Annotated in this window: 24 protein-coding genes; 16 read left to right on the forward strand and 8 right to left on the reverse strand. The window is 69.7% G+C overall.

Annotation, left to right across the window (positions count from 1 at the left end; genetic code table 11):
* Window positions 1–73: 73 nt before the first annotated feature.
* Window positions 74–778, forward strand: coding sequence for a FadR/GntR family transcriptional regulator (locus ACZ3HL_RS11960; RefSeq protein WP_465420943.1), 705 nt, complete (start codon window positions 74–76; stop codon window positions 776–778).
* On the opposite strand, the gene ACZ3HL_RS11965 is transcribed toward ACZ3HL_RS11960, so the two are convergent.
* A complete protein-coding gene (locus tag ACZ3HL_RS11965; RefSeq protein WP_465530559.1) occupies window positions 775–1,383 on the reverse strand; it encodes a TetR/AcrR family transcriptional regulator in 609 nt (202 codons plus the stop codon). The genes ACZ3HL_RS11960 and ACZ3HL_RS11965 overlap by 4 nt on opposite strands.
* Window positions 1,384–1,476: 93 nt before the next feature.
* Here ACZ3HL_RS11965 and ACZ3HL_RS11970 point away from each other — a divergent pair, with 93 nt between their 5' ends.
* On the forward strand, window positions 1,477–2,367 hold the full coding sequence (locus tag ACZ3HL_RS11970) for an alpha/beta fold hydrolase (protein ID WP_465530561.1): 891 nt from the start codon (window positions 1,477–1,479) through the stop codon (window positions 2,365–2,367).
* Window positions 2,368–2,666: 299 nt separating this feature from the next.
* Here the strand turns inward: ACZ3HL_RS11970 and ACZ3HL_RS11975 are convergent, their stop codons facing one another.
* Together ACZ3HL_RS11975 and ACZ3HL_RS11980 are read right to left on the reverse strand one after the other, a co-directional pair.
* Complete coding sequence (locus ACZ3HL_RS11975; RefSeq protein WP_465530563.1) at window positions 2,667–3,836, reverse strand: aminotransferase-like domain-containing protein; 1,170 nt, start codon at window positions 3,834–3,836, stop codon at window positions 2,667–2,669.
* Between the two features lie 179 nt (window positions 3,837–4,015).
* Window positions 4,016–5,239 carry an FAD-binding protein gene (locus ACZ3HL_RS11980; protein WP_465530565.1) on the reverse strand — a complete coding sequence of 408 codons (1,224 nt, stop codon included), beginning with the start codon at window positions 5,237–5,239 and terminating at the stop codon, window positions 4,016–4,018.
* Between the two features lie 71 nt (window positions 5,240–5,310).
* On the opposite strand from ACZ3HL_RS11980, the gene ACZ3HL_RS11985 reads away from it, so the two are divergent.
* From ACZ3HL_RS11985 to ACZ3HL_RS12000, 4 genes are all read left to right on the forward strand, one after another.
* Complete coding sequence (locus ACZ3HL_RS11985) at window positions 5,311–6,549, forward strand: ArsB/NhaD family transporter (RefSeq protein ID WP_465531051.1); 1,239 nt, start codon at window positions 5,311–5,313, stop codon at window positions 6,547–6,549.
* A 12-nt stretch (window positions 6,550–6,561) separates the two neighbouring features.
* A complete protein-coding gene (locus tag ACZ3HL_RS11990; RefSeq protein WP_465530567.1) occupies window positions 6,562–7,314 on the forward strand; it encodes an IclR family transcriptional regulator in 753 nt (250 codons plus the stop codon).
* 49 nt (window positions 7,315–7,363) lie between these two features.
* Entirely contained in the window at window positions 7,364–8,539 is a 1,176-nt protein-coding gene (locus ACZ3HL_RS11995; protein ID WP_465530569.1) for a 4-hydroxybenzoate 3-monooxygenase, read from the forward strand.
* A gap of 84 nt (window positions 8,540–8,623) precedes the next feature.
* Window positions 8,624–9,157, forward strand: coding sequence for a hypothetical protein (locus tag ACZ3HL_RS12000; RefSeq protein ID WP_465420957.1), 534 nt, complete (start codon window positions 8,624–8,626; stop codon window positions 9,155–9,157).
* Window positions 9,158–9,214: 57 nt separating this feature from the next.
* Here the strand turns inward: ACZ3HL_RS12000 and ACZ3HL_RS12005 are convergent, their stop codons facing one another.
* Window positions 9,215–10,984: a bifunctional sugar phosphate isomerase/epimerase/4-hydroxyphenylpyruvate dioxygenase family protein gene (locus ACZ3HL_RS12005; RefSeq protein ID WP_465530571.1), complete on the reverse strand. Its 1,770-nt coding sequence runs from the start codon at window positions 10,982–10,984 to the stop codon at window positions 9,215–9,217.
* Entirely contained in the window at window positions 10,974–11,822 is an 849-nt protein-coding gene (locus tag ACZ3HL_RS12010) for a shikimate dehydrogenase (RefSeq protein WP_465530573.1), read from the reverse strand. Before ACZ3HL_RS12010 ends, ACZ3HL_RS12005 begins: the two co-directional genes overlap by 11 nt.
* A 111-nt stretch (window positions 11,823–11,933) precedes the next feature.
* Here ACZ3HL_RS12010 and ACZ3HL_RS12015 point away from each other — a divergent pair, with 111 nt between their 5' ends.
* The 3 genes from ACZ3HL_RS12015 to ACZ3HL_RS12025 all read left to right on the forward strand — a co-directional run bounded on the left by ACZ3HL_RS12015 (window position 11,934) and on the right by ACZ3HL_RS12025 (window position 14,253).
* Entirely contained in the window at window positions 11,934–12,575 is a 642-nt protein-coding gene (locus tag ACZ3HL_RS12015) for a TetR/AcrR family transcriptional regulator (protein WP_465420967.1), read from the forward strand.
* A gap of 120 nt (window positions 12,576–12,695) precedes the next feature.
* Window positions 12,696–14,003 (forward strand): MFS transporter, encoded by a 1,308-nt coding sequence (locus ACZ3HL_RS12020; RefSeq protein ID WP_465531053.1) that lies wholly within the window; start codon window positions 12,696–12,698, stop codon window positions 14,001–14,003.
* 64 nt (window positions 14,004–14,067) lie between these two features.
* Window positions 14,068–14,253: a hypothetical protein gene (locus ACZ3HL_RS12025; RefSeq protein WP_465530575.1), complete on the forward strand. Its 186-nt coding sequence runs from the start codon at window positions 14,068–14,070 to the stop codon at window positions 14,251–14,253.
* Here ACZ3HL_RS12025 and ACZ3HL_RS12030 read toward each other — a convergent pair.
* On the reverse strand, window positions 14,243–15,622 hold the full coding sequence (locus ACZ3HL_RS12030) for a PepSY-associated TM helix domain-containing protein (protein WP_465530577.1): 1,380 nt from the start codon (window positions 15,620–15,622) through the stop codon (window positions 14,243–14,245). The two genes, ACZ3HL_RS12025 and ACZ3HL_RS12030, sit on opposite strands and share 11 nt — an antisense overlap.
* Before the next feature lie 114 nt (window positions 15,623–15,736).
* Window positions 15,737–16,282 carry a hypothetical protein gene (locus ACZ3HL_RS12035; RefSeq protein ID WP_465530579.1) on the reverse strand — a complete coding sequence of 182 codons (546 nt, stop codon included), beginning with the start codon at window positions 16,280–16,282 and terminating at the stop codon, window positions 15,737–15,739.
* A gap of 56 nt (window positions 16,283–16,338) precedes the next feature.
* Between ACZ3HL_RS12035 and ACZ3HL_RS12040 the strand changes: the two genes are divergently transcribed.
* The 6 genes from ACZ3HL_RS12040 (at window position 16,339) to ACZ3HL_RS12065 (ending at window position 23,624) form a co-directional block, all read left to right on the forward strand.
* A complete protein-coding gene (locus tag ACZ3HL_RS12040) occupies window positions 16,339–17,529 on the forward strand; it encodes an MFS transporter (protein WP_465530581.1) in 1,191 nt (396 codons plus the stop codon).
* Window positions 17,530–17,561: 32 nt separating this feature from the next.
* Window positions 17,562–18,566, forward strand: coding sequence for a LacI family DNA-binding transcriptional regulator (locus ACZ3HL_RS12045; protein ID WP_465530583.1), 1,005 nt, complete (start codon window positions 17,562–17,564; stop codon window positions 18,564–18,566).
* Between the two features lie 216 nt (window positions 18,567–18,782).
* Window positions 18,783–20,156 (forward strand): ABC transporter substrate-binding protein, encoded by a 1,374-nt coding sequence (locus ACZ3HL_RS12050; RefSeq protein WP_465530585.1) that lies wholly within the window; start codon window positions 18,783–18,785, stop codon window positions 20,154–20,156.
* The gene (locus ACZ3HL_RS12055; RefSeq protein ID WP_465530587.1) at window positions 20,134–21,108 is read left to right on the forward strand and encodes a carbohydrate ABC transporter permease; all 975 of its coding nucleotides are present in this window, start codon (window positions 20,134–20,136) and stop codon (window positions 21,106–21,108) included. The genes ACZ3HL_RS12050 and ACZ3HL_RS12055 overlap by 23 nt, the downstream gene beginning before the upstream one ends.
* Complete coding sequence (locus ACZ3HL_RS12060) at window positions 21,105–21,974, forward strand: carbohydrate ABC transporter permease (RefSeq protein WP_465420984.1); 870 nt, start codon at window positions 21,105–21,107, stop codon at window positions 21,972–21,974. Before ACZ3HL_RS12055 ends, ACZ3HL_RS12060 begins: the two co-directional genes overlap by 4 nt.
* Before the next feature lie 51 nt (window positions 21,975–22,025).
* A complete protein-coding gene (locus ACZ3HL_RS12065) occupies window positions 22,026–23,624 on the forward strand; it encodes a glycoside hydrolase family 13 protein (protein ID WP_465530589.1) in 1,599 nt (532 codons plus the stop codon).
* Here ACZ3HL_RS12065 and ACZ3HL_RS12070 read toward each other — a convergent pair whose 3' ends face one another.
* On the reverse strand, window positions 23,625–25,190 hold the full coding sequence (locus ACZ3HL_RS12070) for a BTAD domain-containing putative transcriptional regulator (RefSeq protein WP_465530591.1): 1,566 nt from the start codon (window positions 25,188–25,190) through the stop codon (window positions 23,625–23,627). It lies immediately after the preceding gene.
* Between the two features lie 139 nt (window positions 25,191–25,329).
* Here ACZ3HL_RS12070 and ACZ3HL_RS12075 point away from each other — a divergent pair, with 139 nt between their 5' ends.
* Window positions 25,330–25,761 carry an organic hydroperoxide resistance protein gene (locus ACZ3HL_RS12075; RefSeq protein ID WP_034316469.1) on the forward strand — a complete coding sequence of 144 codons (432 nt, stop codon included), beginning with the start codon at window positions 25,330–25,332 and terminating at the stop codon, window positions 25,759–25,761.
* Window positions 25,762–25,769: the final 8 nt, after the last annotated feature.

Here is a 25,769-nt window from a genome sequence, read left to right on the forward strand (position 1 = left end):
TGACGGCGACCACCTGTCAACCCATGAGTGGTAAATTGGCTAGGCCACTTGTCCAGTCGTGGGAGGGGACCGAGTGCCGGAGGCGTTGAGCCGGTTGAACCGGGCGAAGCTCTACGAGCAGGTCGTCGAGCGGATCAAGGCGCACGTCGAGGAGTCCGGCCTGCGCGCGGGCGACAAACTCCCCAGCGAACGCGACCTCGCCGAGCGGCTCGGCGTCAGCCGCGCGTCGATCAAGCAGGCGATCGTCGTGCTCGAGGTGCAGGGCCTGCTCGAGTCGCGGCACGGCGGGGGCACCTACCTGCGCAACGATCACCTCGACGTCGAACCGGTCGACGAACTCGTCGCCCGCCGCCGGCGGCTTCCGGAAGTACTCGAAGCCCGCGAGGCGATGGAGACCAAGCTCGCGGAGCTGGCCGCGTCGCGACGATCCGACGCGGATCTCGCCGCCATCGACGCGGCACTGGAGTACATGAAGACCGAGATCGAGGACGGCGGGCACGGCGCCGAAGGCGACCGCCGGTTCCACGAAGCGATCACCGCCGCCGCGAACAACGCCCTCCTCGCCGAGTTCATGCGTTCGATCGACACGCAGATCGCGGAAAGCCGCAACGAGTCCTTGCGGCAGCCCGGCAGGCCGTGGCGTTCACTGAGCCAGCACCACAACATCGCCGAGGCCATCCGGAACGGCGACCCGAAGGCGGCCGCGAACGCCATGCGACGGCACGTCCAGACCGTCAGCAAGGTCCGGCTGCTGACCTGGGACCCGCAGGCCGACTAGCGCTTCACCAAGCCGTTCGCGGCCATGTCGGTCGCCGCGGCGAGCAGGGCGCGCAGCTGCTTTTCGTCGCGGCGCAAGGCATCCGGACGCCAGCCGAGACTGATGATCCCGTTCCACGCCGCCCACAGCACGGTGGCGGCCTCCTCCGGGTCGACATCCCGCAATTCGCCCGCCTCCACCCCTTCGCGCAGGGCACGCACGAGCCGCGCGTTCTGCTCGGCGACCGACCGGGCGAGCCGTTCCGCGAGCTCGTGCCCCGCCGCGTAGCCGCCTGGCTCACGAGGGAACGCCAACATCCGGAAGTAGTCGGGGTTGGCCAGGTAGAACGCCAGATACTCGTCGGCAGCGGCGTAGATCTGCTCGATCGGCTCGCGACCGGGGACATACGCACGGTCCATGTACTCGCGATCAGCCTGGAGCGCGCGCTCCACCACCGCCGCGTGCAGGCCCGCCTTCGAGCCGAAGTGGTTGTAGAGCGAGCCGACCGAAACCTTCGCCCGCTCGGCGATCTCCTCGACCGTGACGTCGTCGGCCGGCCGTTCCCGAAAGACCTCGTCCGCGGCGCGCAGCAGCGCGGCGATGGTCCGTTCCTTGCGCGGGTCCACCCTGGGAGCTTAGCGGTTCTTGTAACCGTTGCAAGAAGCACGCTACAGTTCTTACAACGGTTACAAGAACTCTCCCGGCGAAAGGCGGCGGGCATGACGAACTGGGCGGGCACCGGCTGGCGGGATCCCCAGCTCGGCGCTGTGAAGGAGGCCGAACTCCCCTCGGGAACCTTGCGCTATCACGAGAGCGGCACCGGGCCGACCCTCGTTTTCGTCCACGGCTACCTGGTGAACGCGAACCTCTGGCGCGCGCTCGTCCCGCTGCTCTCCCCCGCTTTCCGTTGTGTCACGCCGGATTGGCCGCTCGGCGCCCATCTGGTCCCGATGCGCCGCGACGCCGATCTGACCCCGCCCGGGATGGCCGCCGTGATCGCCCAGTTCCTGGACGCGCTCGACCTGACCGACGTCACGCTGATCGGCAACGATTCCGGCGGCGCCTACAGCCAGATCGCCGCCACGACATACCCCCAGCGCATCGCGCGTCTGGTGCTCAACAGCTGCGAAACCCCGGAGTGCTCATGGCCGCCCGAACCCGGCGGTTTCGGGCTCCTCAAGGCGACCGCCGCCCATCCGGCGACCTACCGGGCGCTCTATCAGGCGTTGCGGATCCGCCGCACCTGGCGTTGGCGCAACACCTACGGGTGGCTGGCCAAGTACCCCGTCGACGCACGGGCCATGGAAAGCTACATCGGCCCGGTCCTGACCGATCCGGCGATCCGCCACGACGGCCGCAAGGCCATCGGCGGCGTTTCGGCGCGGTACAGCCGCGAGGCGGCCGCCCACCTCGCGGTCGAGTTCGGCAAACCGGTCCTGCTGGCCTGGGCCGCCGAGGATCGCGTGTTCCCGCTCGCCCACGCGCGGCGGTTCGCCGAACGGCTGGACGCGCCGTTGAAGACCATTCCCGACAGTTACGCGTACACGGCGGAGGACCAGCCGGCGAAGACGGCCGCCGTGATCACCGAATGGGCGCGGCAGCTTCGTTGAGAGGCCGGCGGAGCCGCCTCGCGTGACGGGACGGACGACACGCGTGATCCGACGGACGACACACGTGACGGGATGGACGACACACGTGATCAGAGGGACGGCACACGCCCGCGGCCGGTACGCCGCGTGTCGTCCGTCTGGACACGCGTGTCGTCCATCTGATCACGTGCGTCGTCCACCTGATCACGTGCGTCGTCCACCTGATCACGTGCGTCGTCCACCTGATCACGCGTGTCGTCCCTTGAGACACGGTCGGTTTCCAACCCGAATCGCCCTCGAGACCCCGGACGACGCCTACCTCACTGCGACAGGGCTTTGCCCAGCCTCCGCAAACCCTCGGCGATCGTCTCCGGCCCGTGCGTGGCGAACGACAGCCGCAACGCCGACCGATCCGGCTCCCCCACCTGAAATGCCGAACCGGGCACGAAAGCGACGTCCTGCCGCAGCGCGTCGGGAAGCAACCGGTCCGTGTCCGCACCGCCGGGAAGGGTGACCCAGACGAACATGCCGCCGTCCGGGTCGGTCCACGTCGTGCCGGGCGGAGTGATCGCGGGCAGTTCGGCCAGCATCGCGTCACGGCGCACGCGGTACGTCGCACACAGCTTCCGCACATGCGCGTCGAGATCCGCGGCGGCCAGGTACTCGGCGGCGGCCGCCTGGTCGACGGTCGAGCTGTGCAGATCGGTCGCCTGCTTGAGGATCGTGACGCGGCGCAGGAGATCCGCCGGCGCGCGGAACCAGCCCAGTCGCATCCCCGGGGCGATCACCTTCGAGAAACTGCCGAGATAGATCGTGCGCCCGGCGAGCTCGGGGCGGGCCGACAGCGGTTCCTCGCGTTCGCCGCGATACCGCAGTTCGTGGTAAGGATCGTCCTCGACGAGCCAGAACCCGTGCCGCGCGATCACTTCCGCGAGCGCGCGGCGTCGTTCCGGACCGATCGTGCGCCCGGACGGATTCGAGAACGTCGGGACGAGGTACAGCAGCGCCGGCCGTTCCCTGGCCGCGATCTCGTCCAGCGCGGCCGGGTCGATCCCGTCGGCGTCGCCGGGGACGGGGACGACGCGTGCCTCGGCGAGCTGGAAGCATTGCAGCGCCGACAGGTACACCGGTTCTTCCACCAGCACGGTGGCGCCGGGGTCGGGCAACGCGGTGCTCAGCAGTTGCAGGCCCTGCTGTGAACCCGTGGTGATCAGCAGATCGTCCGCGGTGGTCGCGAGCCCGCGGCCGGACAGCCGCCGCGCGAGCAGCTCGCGCAGCCGTGGATTCCCTTCGGTGGGCGAATACTGTAACGCGGACTTGTCGGCGAGTGCCCGGCCGAAGGCGGCGCGGAGGCCGTCCACATCGAACAGTTCCGGCGCGGGCATGCCGCCGGCGAACGAGATCACGCCCGGGCGGGCGGTGAGCGCGAGCAGGTCGCGCACGGGAGAACTGGTGACACCGTCCATACGACGGGCGAGGGGAAGAGACATGAAGGCTCCTCGGGAGAAACGTGCGGCCCCAGTGCAGCAGCCGGGGATCTTCCCGTGCGAGCAAGCAACTGGCGCCACGGTAGCAGTTTCGCCTGCCCCTGGGCCTGTGCCGTGCCTCTCGTGGCCGCCGCGGTGGGTGTCCCGGGGAGCCGCGCACGGGGATCGACGTCGCGACCGGACTAGCGCTGCCCGAACACGTGCCGCCGGACGAAGGGGTTCCGGAACTTGCCGTCCGGGTCCAGTTCGTCGGCGAGCGCCCGGAAATCGGCCAGCTTCGGGTAGTCCGCCGCGCGGTGGAAGAGCTTTCCCCAATGCGGCCGGACGTCGAACGGCGCGAGGCGTTCCTCCAGCACGGGCAGCAGCTCGCGGACCGCCTGTTCGTCCGGCAGCCAGGTGAAGTGCAGCGCCAGCCGGTCGCCGCCGTGGAACGGGCTGAGCCACAGGTCGTCCCCCGCGACCGTGCGGATCTCGGACGTGAGCAGGACGGGCGCCAGCCGGTGCCCGAGTCCGCGCATCGCCTCCATCGCCGCGACGGCGTGCCGGATCGGCACGAAGTACTCGGTCTGGAGTTCGTTCCCGATGCTGGGCGTGAAGTCCAGGCGGAAATGCGGGATCCGTTCGTGCCAGGGCCCGGTGACGCCGAGCTGTCGCGTGCAGTTGTCCGCCGGGATACCCGCCGCGTGGGCCGGATGCCGCGGTCCGTCCGCCGCCTTCGCGCCGAAGAAGTCCTCACCCGGCCGTCCCGGTCCTTTGACCCAGACCTGGTCGGCCTCGTCGCGGGCCCAGTTCGTGAACAGGCTGACGCTGTAACCGGCGTCCTGGATCTCGTCGAAGTGCTCGTACACCGATTCCCATGCCAGGCCGTCGAAGACGTCCTGCCGGAGGTCGAACGACGGCACCAGGTCGAGCGTCAGCCGGGTCACCACACCGAGCGCGCTGAGGCCGGCGACCACGCCGTCGTGCCGGCAGAACGACTTCAGCTCACCGTCGGCGGTCACCAGCTCCAAACCGGACACCGCCGACGCCAGGCTCTGGTTACGCCGCCCGGAGCCGTGGGTCGCCGTCGCGACGGTGCCCGCCACCGTGCAATGGGGCAGCGAAGCGAGGTTGGCCAGCGCGAACCCGGCGGCATGCACCTGGACGGCGATGTCGCCGTAGCGGGCCGCCGCGGGCACCGAGACCGTCCTCGACTCCGCGTCGAGGACGACCTCCGTGTCGAGCGCGGAGAGATCGAGCAGGACGCCACCCGGACTGTTCGCGATGTCGTTGAAACAGTGTCTGCTGCCGAGCGCCTTGACCGCGCTCGCTCCGGCGACGGCCTCCTGAACCTGCCCGACCGTGCGTGGCCGCACGATCCGCTCCGCGGAGAAGGTCTGATTCCCCGCCCAGTTCGTCTCTCGCACCAGGCCCAGCCTAGATTGCCGAAGTCGGCTTCTCCCCGAGGAGGTTCGCACTGACAGGCTTTCCCGGCGAACTGGTGTCCATCGCGCTCTTGCTGGTCGTCCTGGCCTTCGCGGTGATCCGGCCACGCGGTCTCCCGGAAGCGGTCGCCGCCGTCCCCGCCGCGGCGATCGTCCTGGCGGCCGGGGCGATCTCGTTGCCCGACGCGCTCGACGAGGTGACCAGACTCGCCCCGGTGGCGGGCTTCCTCGCCGCGGTACTCGTCCTTGCCAAATTGTGCGACGACGAAGGGCTGTTCCAAGCCGCGGGCACGCTCATGGCGAGGTTCAGCCGGGGAAGACCGCGACGGCTGCTGCCCGCGGTGTTCGTCGTCGCCGCGGCGGTCACCGTGGTGCTCAGCCTGGACGCCACCGTCGTGCTGCTGACCCCGGTCGTGTTCGCCACCGCCGCGCGGATGGGCGCGCGGGCCAAACCGCACGCCTATGCCTGCACGCATCTGGCGAACTCGGCCTCCCTGCTGCTGCCGGTGTCCAATCTGACCAATCTGCTCGCCGTCGCCGCGACCGGGATCTCGTTCCTGCGGTTCACCGCGCTGATGACGTTGCCCTGGCTCGCGGCGGTGCTCACCGAATACCTGGTGTTCCGCCGGTTCTTCGCCGCCGACCTGGCGGCAAGGCCACGCGGCGGGAAAGCGGTTCCGGCCGGGAAGGTCCCGGCGTTCGTCCTCGTCGTGCTCGGCCTGACGCTGACCGGGTTCGTGGTCACGTCCCTGCTGGACGTCAGCCCCGCGTGGGCCGCGTTCGCCGGCGCCGCCGTCCTGGCCTGCCGTGCCCTCGTGCGGCGGCGGACCTCGCCCGCCGCGATCGTGCGGTCGGCGAGCATCCCTTTCGTCGCTTTCGTGCTCGCGCTGGCGATCGTGGTCCGCGCCGTCGTCGACAACGGATTGGACGAGGCGCTCAGCCACCTGGTGCCGGCTTCCACCTCGTTCGCCGCCCTGCTCGGCGCGGCCGCGGTGGCGGCCGTCCTCGCCAACCTGATCAACAACCTGCCCGCCGTGCTCGTGCTGCTGCCGCTCGCCGCCGCCGGCGGGACACCGGTGGTGCTGGCCGTGCTGATCGGGGTCAACCTCGGGCCGAACCTCACCTACGTCGGCTCGCTGGCCACGCTGTTGTGGCGGCGGATCCTGCACCGGCACGACACCCGGCCCGAGCTGGGCGAGTTCACCCGGCTCGGCCTGCTCACCGTCCCGGCGTCCATCGTGCTCGCCGTCGGCGGGCTGTGGCTCGGGCTCGCCCTCACTTCCACTCAGTGAGAAGCTGGCCGCATGCCAGGGAACCTGTCGACACCCGGCGCCAGCGTCACGTCGCGGGCGTTCGCACTGCTCGGCGCCTTCGACGTCGACCATCGCGAGCTGTCGCTGACCGAACTCTCACAGCGGGCCGGCCTGCCACTGCCCACCGCGCACCGGCTGGCCCGTGAACTCGTGGGCCTGGGAGCGCTGGAGCGGCGCGAGGACCGGTACGCCGTCGGCAGGCGGCTGTGGGATCTCGGGCTGCTCGCTCCCGTCCAGTTCGAGCTGCGGCAGATCGCCGCCCCCTTCCTCCAGGATCTCTACGGGGCGACCGGCGCCACGGTGCACCTCGGCGAGCGTGACGGTGACCAGGTGCTCTACCTCGACCGGCTCTCGGGGAACGCGTCCGTGCCGGTGGTCAGCCGGATCGGCGGACGCCTGCCGCTGCACGCCACCGGGATCGGGAAGGTCCTGCTGGCCTGGGCACCGGAGGACGTTCAGCGTCGGGTGCTCGGCTCGCTGACCCGCGTCACGCCGTACACCATCACGCAGCCCGGCCGCCTGCGCGAACAGTTGCGCCGCGTCCGGCGAGAGGGCTACGCGCAGACCGTCGAGGAGATGAGCCGGGGCGCGTGCTCGGTCGCCGTCCCGATCCGGCCGTCGGGAGGCGACGTCGTCGCGGCGCTCGGCCTGGTCGTCCCCGATCTGAGCCGCGGCCGGGCTCGGCTGATCTCCGCGCTCCAGGTCGCGGCCGCCGGTATCGGCCGGAGCCTGCGGTTTCACTGAGTGGAAGCGACCGCTAGCGGTTCGGCCACCGGGCGACCAGACTCCGGTCATGCGTACCCCAGTCGCCATCGTCGGCGCCGGCCCGGCCGGACTGCTCCTGTCGCATCTGCTCGATCTGGCGGGGGTCGAATCGGTGATCGTCGAGACCCGCTCGCGCGAGTACGTCGAGGCGCGGATCCGGGCCGGCATCCTCGAACAGTCCACAGTGGACCTTCTTCGCGAGACGGGACTCGGCGCGCGGCTCGACCGCGAAGGCGACGAGCACCGGGGCATCTACCTGCAGTGGCCCGAGGAACGCCATCACCTCGACTTCGTGGACCTGGTGGGCCGAAGCGTCACCGTGTACGGGCAGACCGAGGTGACGAAGGATCTCGGCAAGGCGCGTGCGGCGGCGGGGCAGCAGATCCACTACGAAGTCACCGACACCGCCGTACACGGCATCGAGACCGAACGGCCCTACGTCACTTTCACCGACGCGGACGGCGCACGGCAGCGGCTGGACGCCGACGTCGTCGTCGGCTGCGACGGCTCCTTCGGACCTTGTCGCACCGCGATCCCCGACGCCGCGAAGCAGACTTGGGAACGCACCTACCCGTACTCGTGGCTCGGGGTGCTCGCCGACGTCGCCCCGTCGACCGACGAGCTCATCTACGCGTGGCATCCCGACGGCTTCGCCATGCATTCGATGCGCTCGGCCACCGTCAGCAGGCTCTACCTGCAAGTGCCCAACGGCACCGACATCGGCGCCTGGTCCGACGACCGGATCTGGGAGGCGCTCGCGACCCGGCTCGGCCACGGCCAGCACGGCTGGACCCTCACGCCGGGGCCGATCACCGACAAGAGCGTGCTTCCCATGCGCAGTTTCGTGCAGCAGCCCATGCGCCACGGTCGCCTGTTCCTCGCCGGTGACGCCGCGCATATCGTGCCACCCACCGGCGCGAAGGGGCTCAACCTCGCCGTCGCCGACGTCGCCCTCCTCGCCCCGGCGCTGGCCGCTTTGGTGCGGGACAAGGACTTCGCGCTCGCCGACGCCTACTCCGACACCGCGCTGCGCCGGGTCTGGCGGTGTACGCACTTCTCGTGGTGGATGACGACGATGCTGCACCAGTCGGGCGACCCGTTCGACCGGCAGTTGCAGCTTTCGCAGTTGCGGTGGCTGGCGCGGAGCGAGGCAGGGCGGGCGGGCCTGGCGGAGAACTACGCGGGATTGCCCATCGGGTTCTGAGGATCACTGACCGCCACGACCGCATAGGATCGCTCCAGTGTGGCCGGACGTCATGGTTCCGGCGGAGAGCTGTGGAAGGCAGACATGTCACCCTTGGGGTTCGCGAGCATCGAGACCATCCCCCTGTTACTGCAACTCGCGGTGGGCCTGGTCGGCCTGATCGTCTCGGTCAAAGGACGCGCTCGGGGCGTCTCCGGCCTGATGGTGGCCGCGTTCGCGATCATGCTCGTCACGACGGTGATGGGGATCGCGTGGCAGTTCTTGGCGTTGAACGTGCCGGACTGGAGCGAGTCCGGCAACCTCAGCCTGGACGCCATCCGCACGATCTACCTGGCGGTCGCCTTGGTGTTCGACACCGCCTCCCTGCTCTCCTGGCTGCTGGTCGCGATCGCGGTCGTCAAGAGCGGCCGTTCTTCTCGGCAGCAGGGTTTCGTACCGCCGGCCAACCACCCGATGGCCGCCCAGCCCGGCTACCCCGCGGCGCAACCCGGCTACCCCGCCGCGCAGCCGGGCTTCGCCCCTCCCGCTCAGCCGGGCTTCGCCCCGCCGGCTCAGCAGCCGCCGGGCCCGCCGGCGCAGCCGCAACCCAATCCGCAGGCCGAGCAGCCGCCGAGCTGACGCCTTCGCCCACCTCGCCTCGTGAGTGGTAAGGACGGTTCTAACCGTCCTTACCACTCACGAGGTTTGGCTGAGACTGAGACGCCGTTCCCGATGCGCGGTCATGTACACCGGCGTGTTCACGACCCCGTACCCGCGATACCCGCCGATCCGTTGCACGACCTCGAAGAACACCCGCGACCCGACCAGCTCCGTGCAGAAATGCAGGAACTCGCCGGACGAGTCCCGGTCGTACAGCACCGAATTCTCCCGCAAGGCGGCCGAAAACGGCAGGTCGAACCGCGCGTCGAGGTCGTCGTAGTAGTTCCCGGGGATCGAAAGCAGTGGCGCACCCGCCTCCCGCATGGCCCGCGCGACGGCGATCGCGTCGTCGCAAGCGAGAGCGATGTGCTGGGGCGAAGGCACTCCCGGCACCCACTCCCCTCGCCGCACCAAGGCACTGTCCAACGTCAGCCGGACGTCCCGGTTCCCGACCGCCCGGCTGCGCACGAGCCCGAACGGCGCCGCGAATTCGGACACCGGCTCGGGCCGCAGGCCGAGCACCGAACGGTAGAACAGCATCGCTTCGTCGAAGTGGTCGAAAGGCTGGGTCAGGGCGACATGGTCGATGCCGGTGATCCCCGTCCCTGCCGGCGACGCCCCGGTCGGAACGAAATCGCGAAGCCAGTCGTCGTTGCCACAAAAGAAGATTTCGGTCCCGTCCGGGGCGGAGACGGCGGACAGGTCCGCCTCGTCCGGGCCGTGCTCGCGTGGCAGCACGGGCGCGAGCAGCTTCTCCGCACGCCGTGCCGACCCGGCCGGGTTCGCGCTGCTCAGGCCGAGCGCGCTGATCGTGCCCTCCGCGGCGGCTTCGTTCACCAGCAGCCGCGCCGATCCCTGTCGCCACAGGTGGACCGGTTTCGACCGATGCGTTCCGACGTGCGTGAAACCGAGCTCCGCGAGCACGGCGCCCGGAACCGCGAGCTCCGCGAACGCGTGCCCATCCAGGCGAGGCGCCTCGGGAACCGCAAGGGCGCCAACGGATTCACGCAGCGCCACCAGCGATCGCATGGCGTCGACGGCCGCGGGCCGCGGGTCCGCCTGCCGGAAGACGTCGTTGAACACCTCCAGCGAAAGCGGCCCTCGATAACCCGCCGCCAGGACATGCCCGGTGAACGTGGCCAGGTCGAACGCGCCCTGCCCCGGGAAGAGCCGGTGATGCCTGCTCCAGTGCAGCACGTCCATGTCCAGCAGAGGCGCGTCGGCCAGTTGCAGGAAGAAGATCTTCTCCCCCGGGATCGTCCGGATCGCGCGGGGATCGCCGCGCCGCGACAGGATGTGGAAGCTGTCGAGGCAGACACCCAGCGCCGGATGGCCGGCTCGCCGCACGATGCGCCACGCGTGCTCGTAGGTGTTCACGAACCGGCCCCACGCGAGCGCTTCGTAGGCGACGCGGATTCCGCGCGACGCGGCCAGCGAAGCGAGCTCGTGCAACTGCCCGGCGGCGAGATCGTCGTCGTCGACGGCGTCGGGCGAGACCGACGAACAGACCAGGACGGTGTCCGCGCCGAGCTCGGCCATGAGGTCGAACTTCCGCCGCGCCCGGCGGAGGTTCGCGCGGAGCACGTCCGGCGGCACCGCCTCGAAATCCCGGAACGGCTGGTAGAGATCGATCGTGAGGCCGAGGTCGGCGCAGAGCCGCCGGATCTCCGACGGCGTCCGCCGTGACGCGATCAGGTCGTTCTCGAAGATCTCGACGCCGTGGAAGCCGGCCGCGGCTGCCGCCGCGAGTTTGTCCTCGAGCGTCCCGGAAAGGCAGACGGTCGCGATGGCGGTGTCACCGGGCATGTGCGGGTTTCCCTTCCAGCGCTTCGAAATGCCGGAGCATCCGGTCGGCGTCCGGCTCCGTGCCGGTGAACAGGCGGAACGAGTCCGCGGCCTGGAAGACCACCATCCCGCCGCCGTGCAGCGTCCGGCATCCGCGCTCCCGCGCCTGTTTGAGCAGCGTGGTCTCCAGCGGCCGGTAGACGATGTCGGCCACCCACATCCCCGGGCGCAGCGACCCGGCGGGAACGGGCGATCCCGGATACGCGGCCATCCCGGTCGGCGTGGCGTGGACGAGGCCGTCGGCCATCCGGACGTCGTCGAGGGAACCGGTCAGGGCCCGGTCGTCACCGAAACGCCGCCGCAGCGCGGCGACCAGGGTTCCGGCGCGCGCCGAGTCGACGTCGTGGACGATCAACCGCCCCGCTCCCAGCGAGAGCAGGGCGTGGGCCACGGCCGCGCCCGCCCCGCCCGCGCCGAGGAGGACGACCGTGTCCATGTCGGCGTCCGGCAGGCCCTGGATGAGGTTGCGGGCGAATCCGGTCGCGTCGGTGTTGTACCCGGTGGCGAGCCCTTCGCGGAACACCACCGTGTTCACCGCGCCGAGCGCCGCGGCGTCCGGTGCGACCTCGTCGAGATACGGCAGCACCTGTTGTTTCACCGGATGGGTGATGTTGAGACCATCGAAGCCCGCGGCCCGCGCGGCGGCCAGCACCTCGCCGATCGGCAGCCTCAGCACGTCGAGGTCGAGCCGCCGGTAGAGGTAGCGCAGCCCGAGCTCGTCGGCTTCCCGTTCGTGCAGCGCCGGGCTCAGCGACGGCCCGATACCGGTACCGACCAGGCCGATGAGGTAGCTGGTCACCAAGATCCTCCGTTAATGTACGAACTAGTGAGTTCACTGTAGCGCGGACCGGTCGGCACGAGAAGGGCTGCGCTAGAGTGGGGCCTCCACCAGCGGTTCGGAGGGAGTCAGGTGGCCGCACCGTCGTCCGAGGTCGAGCGCCAGCGCGACAAGGAACGCACCCGCGCCGAAATCCTCGCGGTGGCCACCAGGGAGTTCGCCGACAAGGGATACGCCGGCGCCAGGGTGGACGAGATCGCCGCTCGCACGAGCACCACGAAGCGGATGATCTACTACTACTTCGGCGGCAAGGAGCAGCTCTACGTCGCCGCGCTCGAACGGGCGTACGCGACCATCCGCGCCCTCGAACAGGATCTCGACGTCGACCATCTCGAACCCGAGGACGCGATCCGCCAGCTCGCCGAGCTCACCTTCGACCACCACGAGGCGAACCCGGACTTCATCCGCCTCGTGAGCATCGAGAACATCCACCACGGCGAGCACATCGCCCGCTCGGAAGCCTTGTCCGGCATGGCGAACCCGGCCCTCGACGTACTCACCCGCATCCTCGGCCGCGGCCGTGAGGCAGGCCGGTTCCGCGACGACGTCGACGCGCTCGACGTGCACATGGTGATCAGCTCGTTCTGCGTGTTCCGCCTCGCGAACCGGCACACCTTCTCGGCGATCTTCGGCCGCGACATGCTCGATCCCGCGCGCCGCGATCACTATCGCCTGATGCTGGGCGACCTGGTGATCGACTATCTGACGGCCTGAAATCCCGGCTCTTGACAACCCGGGCACCGTCTCGCAGGCTGTATTAACTAACTAGATCGTACATTGCTGTTCGCGCATTGGAGCGTCGACGTGGCCTCTCCCTCCCCTGTCACGCAAGGCATGCACCGCAAGGCGGCCTCGGCCGCCTGGATCGGCAGCGCCTTGGAGTATTACGACTTCTTCATCTACGGAACCGCCGCCGCACTGGTGTTCAACAAGGTCTTCTTCCCCGCGTCCTCCCCCGCCACCGGAACACTGCTGGCGCTGGCGACCTTCGGCGTCGGCTACCTCGCCCGCCCGGTCGGCGCGTTCGTGCTCGGGCACGTCGGCGACCGACTGGGCCGCAAGAAGGTCCTCGTGTTCACGCTGGTGCTGATGGGCGTCACGACGTTCCTCGTCGGTTGCCTGCCGACCTACGCCTCCGTCGGGGTGCTCGCGCCGATCCTGCTGGTGATACTTCGCCTCCTGCAAGGACTTTCGGCCGCCGGGGAGCAGGCGGGCGCCAACTCGATGTCGCTGGAGCACGCTCCGTCCCATCGGCGCGGCTTCTACACGAGCTTCACCCTCAGCGGCACCCAGGCCGGTCAGATCCTGGCCACCGCGGTGTTCCTGCCGATCGCCGCACTCCCCCAGGAGCAGTTGCTCACCTGGGGCTGGCGGATCCCGTTCTGGTGCAGCGCCGTCGTCGTGCTCGTCGGCTTCGTGATCCGCCGCAAGATCGACGAGACCCCGGTGTTCGAACAGAACCGGTCCGACGTCGCCAAACTGCCGGTCGCCGTGCTGTTCCGGACGCACTGGAAGGACGTGCTCCGCGTCGTCGTCGCGGCCACCATCGCCTCGGTCAGCACGATCTTCACCGTCTACGCGCTGAGCTACGCGGTCAACACGGTCGGGCTGGAACGGGGGCCGATCCTGTGGGTCGGCGTACTGGCCAATGTCACCGCGCTGCTCGCGATCCCCTTCCTGGCCGGGCTTTCCGACCGGATCGGCCGCAAGCCGGTGTTCATCGCGGGCTGTCTCGCCTGCGCGGTGCTGATCTTCCCGTACCTGTGGTCCATTTCGGACGGCTCGTATCCGCTGATCTTCACCGTCGGCATCCTGCTGTTCGGTGTCGCCTACAGCGCCGTCAACGGGGTGTGGCCGTCGTTCTACGGCGAGATGTTCAGCGCCACGGTCCGCCTTTCGGGGATGGCGATCGGCACGCAGATCGGCTTCGCCATCGCCGGGTTCGCCCCGAGCGTGGTCGCCGAGATCGGTTCGGGGAAGGACGACTGGCTCGGCGTCGCCGTCTTCACCGCCGCCGTCTGCCTGCTCAGCGCCGCGGCCGCGCTCACCGCGCGCGAAACGCACCGCGTCCCGACCGAGGAGCTCGGCGTGACGCACGTTCGGTGGACGAAAGAGCCCGCTTCCGCGACGCGTGGCGGGTGAATCCCCGCGGCCGGGGCGGCCAGAATCGGTCTCGGATCCTCTCGCCGAGTCAGGAGCGCGACCGATGACCTCTGCGTACGACCCGGAAATCGCCCCGGCCGTCCCGCTGTTGCCCAAGCTGGACCTCACCGATCTGCCCGCCACCCGCGAACAGCTGAAAGCCGCCCGCCGGGAACCGGTCCGCGGCAAGCTCGCCGACACCGCGCTCGCCGCCCGGTTGTGGGCGGCGAGCGCGGAACTCACCCGGTGACGTCGGTCGAGTCCGGAGTGGACCGGGACCGCAGGCCCAGCGCCAGGTCGATCACCAGGAACGCGAGCAGGCTGATCCCGAACAGCGGCACGAACCAGCCGATCGCGGCGGCTGCGGCGAGAAGCCCCACCAGCAGTGCGGGCGGCGCCTTGCGCCACTGACCGCGCGGGATGGGCCGCCCGAAGGTCAGCCCGGTGGCGCGGGTGGGCCGGCGACGCCACCACATGCGGTAGCCGAGCACGACCAGCGTGACCAGACCTGCGCCGAGCAGGAGCAGCACGATCTGGTTGGGCCAGCCGAACAGCACGCCCATATGCGCGTCGATCCCCCAGCGGGCGAGCTTGGCCATCAGCGGATACTCGTCGAATCGGACCTCATCCAGGATCTGCCCGGTGGTCCCGTCGACCGCGACGGCGTCGACCTGTGTCGGCCAGCCACGTTCGATTTCCGCGACCTGCCAAGGAGCACCGGGCTGAGCGGGCAGCCCGATCTCCACCGAGGGCGCGTCGATCCCGGCGGCTCGGGCCGAAGCGAGCATCGCGTCCACGCTCTCGGGTTTCGCGGCGGGCGCTTCACCGTGACCCGCGTGTCCGGTGTGTCCGGCGTGCTCGCCGGCGCCGGTCACCTTCAACGCCGGTGTGGCCCAGCCGAGGGATTCACGCAGCGCCGAGACGTTCTCACCCGCGTAAGTCGACCACGTCAGCCCTGTCGCGGAGAGGAACAGCGCGCCGAGCAGCACCCACAGGCCGACGGATCCGTGACGGCGCACCGACTTTCCGCGCGCGGACTCGGTCTTCTCGTTCCGGCGGGCGCGGGGGCGGCTCACCCACAGCACGAGACCGCCCAGCGCGACGACCCACAACCAGGACGCGGCCAGTTCGCTGTAGAGCCGCCCCGGTTCGCCGAGCAGCAGATTCCGGTGCAGGTGGTCGAGCGTGGTCCGGAACGGCAAGGCACCGCTCGAGCCGTACGCGACGAGATCCCCGCGCACCTGCGCGGTGGCGGGGTCGACGAAGATCGCGCGTCGTTCGGACTCGCCGAGCCCCTCCTCGGCGAAGAGCACGCGCGTCGTGTCGCCCGGTTCGGGGGCGGGACGGACGGCGACCAGAGCACCACCGGGGTTGGCCGCTTGTGCGGCTTTGACCTGGTCGGCGAGGGACGCCTGGTTCAGCCCGACGGGGGCGCGGAGCTGGTCGGAATAGATCCAGGACTCCATCTGCGGCGTCGCCGCGTACAGCACGCCGGTGAGCGCGGCGATCAGGACGAACGGTCCGACGAGAATGCCGGCGTAGAAGTGGAGACGGAGGAACAGTCCGCGCCAGCCGGAAGCGCGCGGCGGGCTCGTGGTCGTGTCGATTCGCGTTGCCATGGGGGAACTCCTGAGGCGTCGGTGGGGAGGCGTGCGCCTGCGCCGCGCGCCGGGGTGGTCACGGCACGCGTGCTGAGCCCTGCCGCGACACGGGTCTCGGCAGGGTTTCGGGGATCAGGCGGACGTCACCGGCGGACCGCGCCGCGAAAGCACGTCTCGCAGGAGCGCCTCGGTCGCGGGGAACTTCACCGCGAGCGGGACGTGGATCCGCAACGGCGCCGTCGCCGGCCGCGGGGTCAGGCGGCGCGGAAGGACCGAAGCGATCAGAGCCGTGAGCGCGAACAGGACGTGCTCGGCACCCGCGAGCACCATCACCACCACGAGGGTCGCGGCGGCGTGCCCGGCCGCCATGGCCAGGCCGTTGCCCGGGGCGTCGGCGTGATGGGCGTGCGACTGCCAGGCCAGGAAGGTCAGGCAGGCGTGCATCGCCAGCTGCCCGCCCGCCACCAGGCAGAGGATGGCGAGCGGACCGCGACGGCGTCCGGCGAACGCGTACGCCACCCAGCTCAGCAGGGCGACGAGCAGCACGATCACCCCGAGGTCCGGGACGCGTCCGCTGGTCCCGGCGTGGGCACCGGTCGCCAAAGTGCCGGTCAGGACCCCCACGGCCCCGCCGCGGAAGCGCCTGACCGGGCCTCGGGGCGAGGTCGGCGTGCGCACGGGAGGCAGAGTAGAGCCCAAAAGGGCCCGCTGTCTCTCCTTGCTATCGTCACCCGGTGTTCCGCGGCCTGTCCTTCCTCCGGCTCTGGACCGGGAACACCGCCTCCGGGCTGGCGACCTGGGCCCTGCCGTTCATCCTCGGACTCGCGGTGCTGGAACGGTCGCTTTCGGCTGTGGACCTGGGCATCGTGCTCGCCGCGCGGACCGCGGGATTCCTCGTGGCCGTCCCGGTGGCAGGCGTACTGGCCGACCGGTATTCCCGGCGCGGGGTCGTGTTCTGGGCCGGTCTCGTCGCGGGTGCCGCCACTCCCCTGATCGCGGCCGGTATGGGCCGATCGGTCCTGGTCATGGCCGCCGCGGCCGCCGTCGTCGGGGTCGGGCAGGGCGCGTGCCGACCGGCGTTCCAGGCGCTGACCGCCGAGGTGATCGCCGAAGACCGCCGCCAGCAGGCCAACGCCGCGATGACGCTCGCCGTCCGGGTCACGACCCTGGTCGCGCCCGGGCTCACCGCCGTGCTCTCGCAGTTCGCCTCGACGTCGGCCCTGGTGATCGGGACCGGGGTGCTGTGGCTGGGGGCGGCGCTGATCCCACCGCGGGGCACCTTCGCGCCCGCCCCGGCCAAGGTCCGCTTCTTCCGCGAGTTCGCCGACGGTCTCCGCGAAGCCCGCCGTCATCCGTGGTTCCTGGCCGGGCTCGGCGCGCTGACCGCCGTGATCGCGACCGGCTATTCCGCCACCGGCGTGGTGCTGCCCTTGGTCAGCCGCGATCGCTACGACACCGAAGCCGTCCTGGCCGCCGGGCTCACCGCGTACACGCTCGGCGCGCTCGCGGGCGCCGTCGTCATCGCACGCTGGCGCCCGAAACGGCAGGGCTGGGCGGCGCTGGTCGGACTCGGCTGCTACGGCTTCGCACCACTGAGCCTGCTGTTCCCGGTGCACCCGGCCTTCGTCGTCGCCGCCTATGCCGTCGCCGGGCTGGGCATCGAACTGTTCAACGTCCCGTGGTTCACCGCGACCCAGCGGGAGGTCGAGCCGGGGAAGCTCGCGCGCGTGTCCTCTTTGGACTTCCTGTTCTCCTACGGGCTGGCTCCCGCCGGGCTCGCGCTGATCGCGCCCGCGATCGACCGGTTCGGGGCGGCGCCGGTACTGGCGGCGTGCGCGGTCGTCTGCTTCGCCGCGCCGGCGGCCGCCGCCCTCGTTCCGTCCTCGCGCGATTTCCGGGTCACCACACCGATCAAGAGTGTCTAGTTCTTGCGCTCGCTTGCGGTAATGTTTCACCCATGACGCGTCGTCTTGCCGAAGTCGCCCGCAAGGTCGGGGTCAGTGAAGCCACGGTCAGCCGGGTGCTCAACGGCCGGTCCGGGGTCTCCGCCAGCACCCGGGCCGCCGTCCTCACCGCGCTGGACGTGATGGGCTACGAGCGGCCGACCCAGCTGCGCGGGGATCGCGCCCGCCTGGTCGGTCTGGTCCTCCCCGAACTCCAGAACCCCATCTTCCCCGCACTCGCCGAGATCATGGGCAACGCACTGGCCCAGCAGGGATTCACCCCGGTGCTGTGCACCCGCACCGCGGGCGGCGTCTCCGAGGCGGAGTACGTCGAACTGCTGCTGCAACAGCAGGTCTCCGGTGTCGTGTTCGCCGGCGGGCTCTACGCCCAGGCCGACGCGGTGCACTCCCACTACCACCATCTCGCCGAGCGCCGGCTGCCCACGGTGCTGATCAACGCCGCCGTCGACCACCTCGGGCTGCCGCAGATCTCGTGCGACGACGCGGTCGCCGTCGAGCAGGTCGTCGGGCACCTGAGCTCACTCGGACACGAGAAGATCGGCCTCGTCCTCGGCCCGACCGACCATGTGCCGTCGCAGCGCAAACTCGAGGCGTTCCGCGCCTACGCGACGAAACTCGGGCTCCCGGTCCTGGACGAACTCGTCGAACACGGCATGTTCTCCATCGAAGGCGGCCACGCGGCCGCGGCCAGGCTGTACCCGCGCGGCGCGACGGCCGTCCTGTGCGCGAGCGATCTCCTGGCCCTGGGCGCGATCCGCGCGGCCCGGCGGCAGGGCTTGTCGGTGCCGGAAGACGTCTCGGTGGTGGGTTACGACGATTCGGCCCTGATGAACTGCACCGACCCGCCACTCACCACGACCCGCCAGCCGATCGAGGCGATGGGCCGCGCCGTGGTGGAACTGCTGGTCAAGCGCATAAACGGCGGCGAGGTCGCGGCCGAGGAACTGCTGTTCGCCCCCGAACTCGTCGTCCGGGGCTCCACCGCCCGCCGCGTTTAGCCGACTAATTGCGGGGCGTCGCGTCCCAAGTACATGAAGGCCCCCTTCCTTGCGCCTAGCGCCGGGAAGGGGGCCTTCATGTACTCGGGCACCCTTCGGGCGACGACTGTCGCGAAGTTGCAAGTTCTCATTCAGTTATTGCGTTAATCCGGGGCTTCACTTTAGAGTGACCGCAATCACGTGACAGCCGTCGCGATCCCGAGATGAGGCTTGAAGATGAGCAGCACTTGGTCCCCCACCGTGCGCCGCCGGATGTTCTGCCTGCTCCTCGCGGGTGGACTCACCCTGGGGGTGGCCGCCTGCGGTTCCGGTTCCGGTGAAAGCACCGGGGGCAAGGTCAAGATCACCGTGACCGGCCAGCCCCCGACCAGTCAGCCGTTCGAGCGCGGCGTGTTCGACGCCGACGTCAAGGAGTTCGAGGAGACCCACCCGGACATCGACATCGAGCCCCACGAAGGGTTCATGGATCCGAAGACGTTCTCCGCCAAGCTCGCCGGCGGGCAGCTCGAAGACGTCTATTACGTCTACTTCACCGACCCGGCGCAGATCATCGCGCGCCGCCAGGCCGCCGACATCACCGAAGCGGCCAAGGGCCTGAAGAACTTCAGCGACATCAAACCGGAATTACTGGACAACTTCCGGGACGCCGACGACAAGCTCTACGGCCTGCCGACGATGAACTACAGCATGGGCCTGGTCTACAGCCGCCCGCTGTTCCAGAAGGCCGGCCTCGACCCGAACAAGCCGCCGCAGACCTGGGACGAGGTCCGCGCGGCCGCGAAGAAGATCGCCGCGCTGGGCAACGGCACCGTCGGGTACGCCGACTACAGCAAGAACAACCAGGGCGGCTGGCACCTGACCGCCTGGCTCTACTCGATGGGCAGCGAGGTCGCCCGCAAGGACGGCGACAAATGGGTCGCGGCGTTCGACAACGACAAGGCCAAGGCCGCCCTGAACCAGCTGCGCGCCATGCGGTGGGAAGACGACACCATGGGCAGCAAGCAGCTGCTCGAAGCACAGGACGTCCAGCGCATGATGGGCGCCGGCCAGCTCGGCATGTACATGGCCGCCCCGGACAACGTCCCGGTGCTGGTCAAGCAGTTCAACGGCAAGTACGAGGACTACGGCGTCGCCGGGATGCCGGGCGGGCAGGGCACCCTGCTCGGCGGCGAGGGTTACATGATCAACCCCAAGGCCTCGCCGGAGAAGATCGAGGCCGGCCTGGAATGGGTCCGCTGGAAGTACCTCAACCCGGAGCGTTTCGAGAAGCACGTCCAGCAGTACGTCGACGGCAAACAGCCGGTGGGGCTTCCCGCCGAGCCGACCCCGGACGTCTGGCAGGGCGCGGTCCGTGACCAGCAGCTCGCGATCAAGGCCAAGCACGCCAACGTTCCCGCCGAGAACTACCAGTCCTATGTGGACTCCAGTTCGCGGATCAAGGGCAGTATCGAACCACCGAACGCGCAGCAGGTCTACGCCATTCTCGACAGTGTGATGCAGGCGGTGCTCACCGATCGGAACGCGAATATCGATCAGCAGCTGTCGTCGGCCGTGTCGAAGGTCAACAGTGTCCTCGCCCAGGTCAAGTAGCGTCCTCGACTGGCCCGCGACAGCGTCGTCGCGGGCCGGTCGCCCGGTCGCTTCGGCCGCCGAACGCCGCCGGAACCGGTTGCGCCGCAAGCTCAAGGAGAATCTCACCGCCTACGGCCTGTTGTGCGCCGCGCTCGTGGTGTTCGCGCTGTTCTCCTGGTATCCGATCGTGCGCGGGGTGCTGCTGAGCTTCCAGCAGGTCGACTTCGTCAACCCGCCGGCATGGGTCGGGTTCGACAACTTCACCCGCCTGTTCGAAGACCCGCTGTTCGGCATCGCCTGGCGCAACACGCTGTTGTTCACCGTGCTCGCGCTGGTCTTCGGGTTCGTGGTGCCTTTCGTGACCGCCGTGCTGCTCAACGAACTGCGCCACGCCAAGGCGTTCTTCCGGCTCGCCGTCTATCTGCCGGTGATGCTGCCGCCGGTGGTCACCGCCCTGATGTGGAAGTGGTTCTACGACCCGGGCGCGGGCCTGTTCAACTCCGCGCTCGGCGCCGTGGGCCTGCCCGGCGGCCAATGGCTCGACTCGAGCGACACGTCGATGTTGTCGCTGGTGTTCGTGTCGACGTGGGCGAACATGGGCAGCACCACGCTGATCTACCTGGCCGCGCTCGGCACCATCCCCGGTGAGCTCTACGAAGCCGCGGAGCTGGACGGCGCCGGACTGTGGAAACGCCTGATCCACGTCACGTTGCCGCAGACCCGGTTCGTGTTGCTGGTGCTGCTGTTGCTGCAGGTCGTCGCGACCATGCAGGTGTTCACCGAACCGTATGTGATGACCGGCGGCGGGCCGGACGACTCGACCGTCACCGTGCTCCTGCTGCTGTACCGCTACGCCTTCGTCTACAACGACTTCGGCTCGGCCAGCGCCTTGAGCCTGCTGCTGTTCGTCGCGCTCGGGGTGTTCTCCGCGTTGTACGTGCGCCTGACCCGGAAGGCGGATCAGTCATGAGGACGCTCGTCTCCCCCAGCACGCTCCGCAGCCCCGGCGGCAAGATCGGCTACGCCGTGATCTTCGGCTGCACCCTGCTCCTGTTCGTCATCGCGTTCCTGTTCCCGCTGTACTGGGCGGTCACCGGCGCCATGAAATCACCGCAGGAACTGGCGCAGACGCCGGCGACGTTCATCCCGGACGAGTGGCATCCGGAGACCTTCGCCGACGCGTGGGACCAGCTGAGTCTCGGCAAGTACTTCCTCAACACCGTCGTCGTCGCGGGCGGTGCCTGGCTGGCCCAGCTGGCGATCGACGTCCCCGCGGCGTTCGCGTTGTCGAAGCTGCGGCCGAAGTTCGGCAACGTCGTGCTCGGGCTGATGCTCGTGACGCTGATGCTCCCGGCGGCGGCGCTGCTGGTCCCGACCTACGTGACGATCACCGACCTGCCGCTGCTGAACATCAACCTGATCAACTCGCCGGCGGCGGTCTGGCTGCCCGCCGCCGCGAACGCGTTCAACATCTACCTGCTGAAACGGTTCTTCGACCAGATCCCGGACGAGCTGATCGAGGCCGCGCGGCTCGACGGCGCCGGGCCGGTGCGTACGTTGTGGCGCATCATCCTGCCGATCTCCCGGCCGATCCTGGCCGTGGTCTCGATCCTCGCGGTGGTGGCCGCGTGGAAGGACTTCATCTGGCCGCTGCTGGTGTTCCCGGACACCGAAAAGCAGACGCTGTCGGTGATGCTGCAGCGGGTGGCCATCGACATGCCGCTGAACGTGCTCGTCGCCGGCATGGTGCTGGCCAGTCTGCCGATGGTCGCGCTGTTCCTGGCGTTCCAGCGGCATATTCTCGCCGGGCTCACCGCCGGCAGCCTCAAGGGCTGAATTCTTCGCCGCATTTCGGGGTATCCACGAACAACTGAGGAGGGCACTTCCGTGACCGCATTGGGGCAGTCCGCCGGATGGTGGCGGAGCGCGGCGATCTACCAGGTCTACATCCGCAGTTTCGCCGACGGGAACGGCGACGGCGTCGGCGATCTCGCCGGGGTCCGCGCGCGGCTGGACTACCTGGCCGAACTGGGGATCGACGCGATCTGGTTCACCCCCTGGTATCCGTCTCCGATGGACGACGGCGGCTACGACGTCGCCGATTTCCGGGACATCGACCCGCTCTTCGGCACCCTCGCCGAAGCGGAGGACCTGATCGCCGCGGCCCACGCCAAGGGGATCCGCGTGATCATCGACATCGTGCCGAACCACTGCTCCGACGAGCACCGCTGGTTCAAGGATGCCTTGGCCGCGGAGCCGGGATCACCGGAGCGGCAACGGTTCTGGTTCCGGCCGGGACGCGGGCCGGGCGGCTCCGAGCCGCCGAACAACTGGAAGTCGCGTTTCGGCGGCTCCGCCTGGACACGGGTCCCGGACGGTGAGTGGTACCTGCACCTGTACAGCTCGCGCCAGCCGGACTTCAACTGGGACAACCAGGACATCCGCGCCGATTTCGAGGACGTGCTGCGGTTCTGGTTCGACCGCGGGGTCGACGGTTTCCGCATCGACGTCGCCGACGGGCTGGTGAAGGACCCGCGGCTGCCCGACGTCGATCCCGGCGACGAGACGCCGTTCTCGGATCAGGAGGGGCTGCACGAGATCTACCGGTCGTGGCGCAAGATCGCCGACAGCTACCCGGGCGACCGGGTGATGGTCGGCGAGATGTGGCTGCCGGACATGTCGCGGGCAGCGCGGTACCTCCGCCGCGACGAACTGCACGCCGCGTTCAACTTCGATTTCCTGGTGTGCCCCTGGGATTCCGCGCGGTTCCGGGATGTCATCGAGCGGACGCTCGCGGCGCACGAGGAGGTCGGCGCGCCCGCGGCCTGGGTGCTGTCGAACCACGACGTCACCCGGCACGTGACCAGGTACGGCCGCGAAGGCGACACCGGCTTCGCGTTCGCCGACCGGCTGCACGGCACCCCGGTGGACCGTGAACTCGGGACCCGGCGGGCACGGGCGGCGGCGTTGCTGACCATGGCGTTACCCGGTGGTCTGTACGTCTATCAAGGAGAGGAGCTCGGGCTGTGGGAGATCGAGGACATCCCGGACGAACTGCGTCAGGATCCGGTGTGGGCCCGCACGAACGGCGCCGACCCCGGCCGTGACGGCTGTCGTGTCCCGCTCCCCTGGTCCGGTGACGCGCCGCCGTTCGGTTTCGGCACCGGCGGGACGTGGCTGCCCCAGCCCGAAGAATGGCGCTCCAGCACGGCGGAGGCGCAGGCGGCCGATCCGGCGTCGATGCTCCGGCTCTACCGCGCCGGTTTGCGCCTGCGGAGCGAGCTTCCCGCCCTCGGCCCCGGCGAGCTGGAATGGCTGGCGCTGGGCGACGGCGTGCTCGCGTTCACCCGGCAACCGGGTTTCGCCTTCGTGCTGAACTTCTCGGACAAGCCGGTGGCGTTACCGCCGCACCGCGAAGTGCTCATGGCCAGTGGTCCGGTCGAGGGTGAACTCCCGACGGACACGGCGGTGTGGCTGCGCACCTGATCAAAGACCGGTCGCGACCCGGCTGATCCGGCCGCGCATCCGTGCGCGGCCCGCCGGGTCACGCCACCGGAGGTGCTTGTCGAGCACCTCGCGGAGCACACCGCCGAGGACGAGGCCGCGGGGGGCGGTCTCGACGCAGGGGTGGTCGCGGAGCCAGTCGAACAGCTCCGACGACCTTCCTCCCGGCAGCACGGACCGGAGGAGGTCTTCGGTGGTGTGCTCCGCTTGCGCGCACACGTACAACGCCCATCGGTGCGCCTCCGTCGGCGGGTCGCCGGCCAGGTGCGCGTACACCGTGTCCACCACGTAGCGTGCCGCGTCGGACCACGGTGACCTGCCGGCCTCGGCGGCCAGCGAGAGCGCGAACGGGCTGCCCGCCGCGAAGTCCACAATGGACCTCCGCCGCGCAGGGTCGACCCCGCGTGCTGCGAGCAGCGCCAGGGACTCGTGCTCGCTCAAGGCTTCGAGCTTCCGGATCCGGATCCTCCCCGCCCACGCCGGATCGACCAGCAGCATGGCGTCCGGCCCGGTCCGGCAGGCGATCACGACCGTGGCGTCTTCTGACAGGCGGCGCAGGACACCCGCCGGATCGTCGAGCCCGTCGAACAGCCGCACGGGTTTGCCCATGGCCGCCGCGTCGTCGGCGAACTTCCGCAGCAGGGTCGACTTCCCGATGCCGGGCGGTCCGGTGAGGAACAGGATCTCGGCACCGTCGGCCGGGTCTCTCGTGAGCAACCGCCGGAATTCCGCGCGTTCGCGCTCCCGTCCGACGAACAGCGGGGCCGGGTCACGGAGCCTTGGCACCGGATCGTCTTCGGCGCGCAGCACCCTTTCGTGCAGTGCCCGCAGTTTCGGCCCCGGCCGGACCCCGAGTTCTTCGTCGAGCAGCACGTGGATCGAGCGGTACAGTTCGAGCGCTTCGGCCCGGCGCCCAGCTCGATGAAGGGCGAGAAGATAGATCTCGTACAGCGGTTCCTCAAGGCGGTTCCGCTCGATCAACACGGGCACCTCGGCCAGCACCTCGTCGTGCTCCCCGAGTTCGAGGCGCAGCCGGAGCAGTTCCTGAGTCGCGGTCAGTTTCAGTCGCTCCAAGCGCGAGCGCTCTTGTTCGGCCGCTTCGCCGGGGACGCCGGCCAGCGCCGTTCCGGTCCAGAGACCGAGCGCGCGTTCCAGGAGCTTCGCCGCCGTGTCCACGTTGTGCGCCTGCCGCGCACTCTCGATCAACCCGGCGAATTCGACGGCGTCCACGTCGAAGCGCTCCGGATCCAGCCGGTAGCCGCCGGACCGCGAGACGATCGCCGACCCCAAGCCCTGCAAGGAAAGCAGCCGCCGGAGGCGGGAGATGTAGGTACGGATCACGGCCTCGCCGGTGGCAGGCGCCCGCTCGCCCCAGAGCCCGTCGATCAGCTCACCGGTCCGGACGAAACTGCCCGCGTTGGCCAGCAACAGCATCAAGACGGCCTGCTGCTGCGGTGAGCCGAGGTCGAGCCGGGTGCCGCCGCTGGTGAAACCGGGCGGGCCGAGCACGGTGAAGCGGTACCGGACTTCCTGAGGCAGGCTGGACATGTGCGGAAAAGTAGGCGAGCGCGCGCGACGGCCGCGAGCGTCGGACGACGTCATCGGCGTACGTCGGTCACCCATGACGTACAGGAATGACGTCATCCGACGGTCGCCGCCGTCAGGCCGGGATTCCTACGGTTGCGGCATGTCTGAAACCACGTACACCGCCGTCGCCACTTCGACCGCGGAAGGCCGCAACGGCGGCCGGGCGACCTCCGACGACGGCGTGCTCGACGTCGGCCTCGCCGTCCCCAAGGCCTTCGGTGGCTCCGGCGACGGCACGAACCCCGAGCAGCTGTTCGCCGCGGGCTGGGCGTCCTGCTTCGTCGGCGCCGTGCGCCGCGTCGCGGGCGTCAAGAAGGTGAAGCTGGAGGACCTCGCCGTCGTCGCCGAGGTGACGCTGCACCACGACACCGAGGCGGGCGAGTTCCATCTGAGCGCCGCGCTGCACCTGGAGGCCACCGGCATCGACCAGGCCACCGCCGACGAGCTGGTCCAGGGCGCGCACCAGGTGTGCCCGTACTCCAAGGCGACGCGGGGGAACGTCGAGGTGACGTTGGACGCGACGGTCGCGTGAGCCGTCGG

The sequence above is a fragment of the Amycolatopsis sp. NPDC000009 genome, assembly GCF_055563465.1.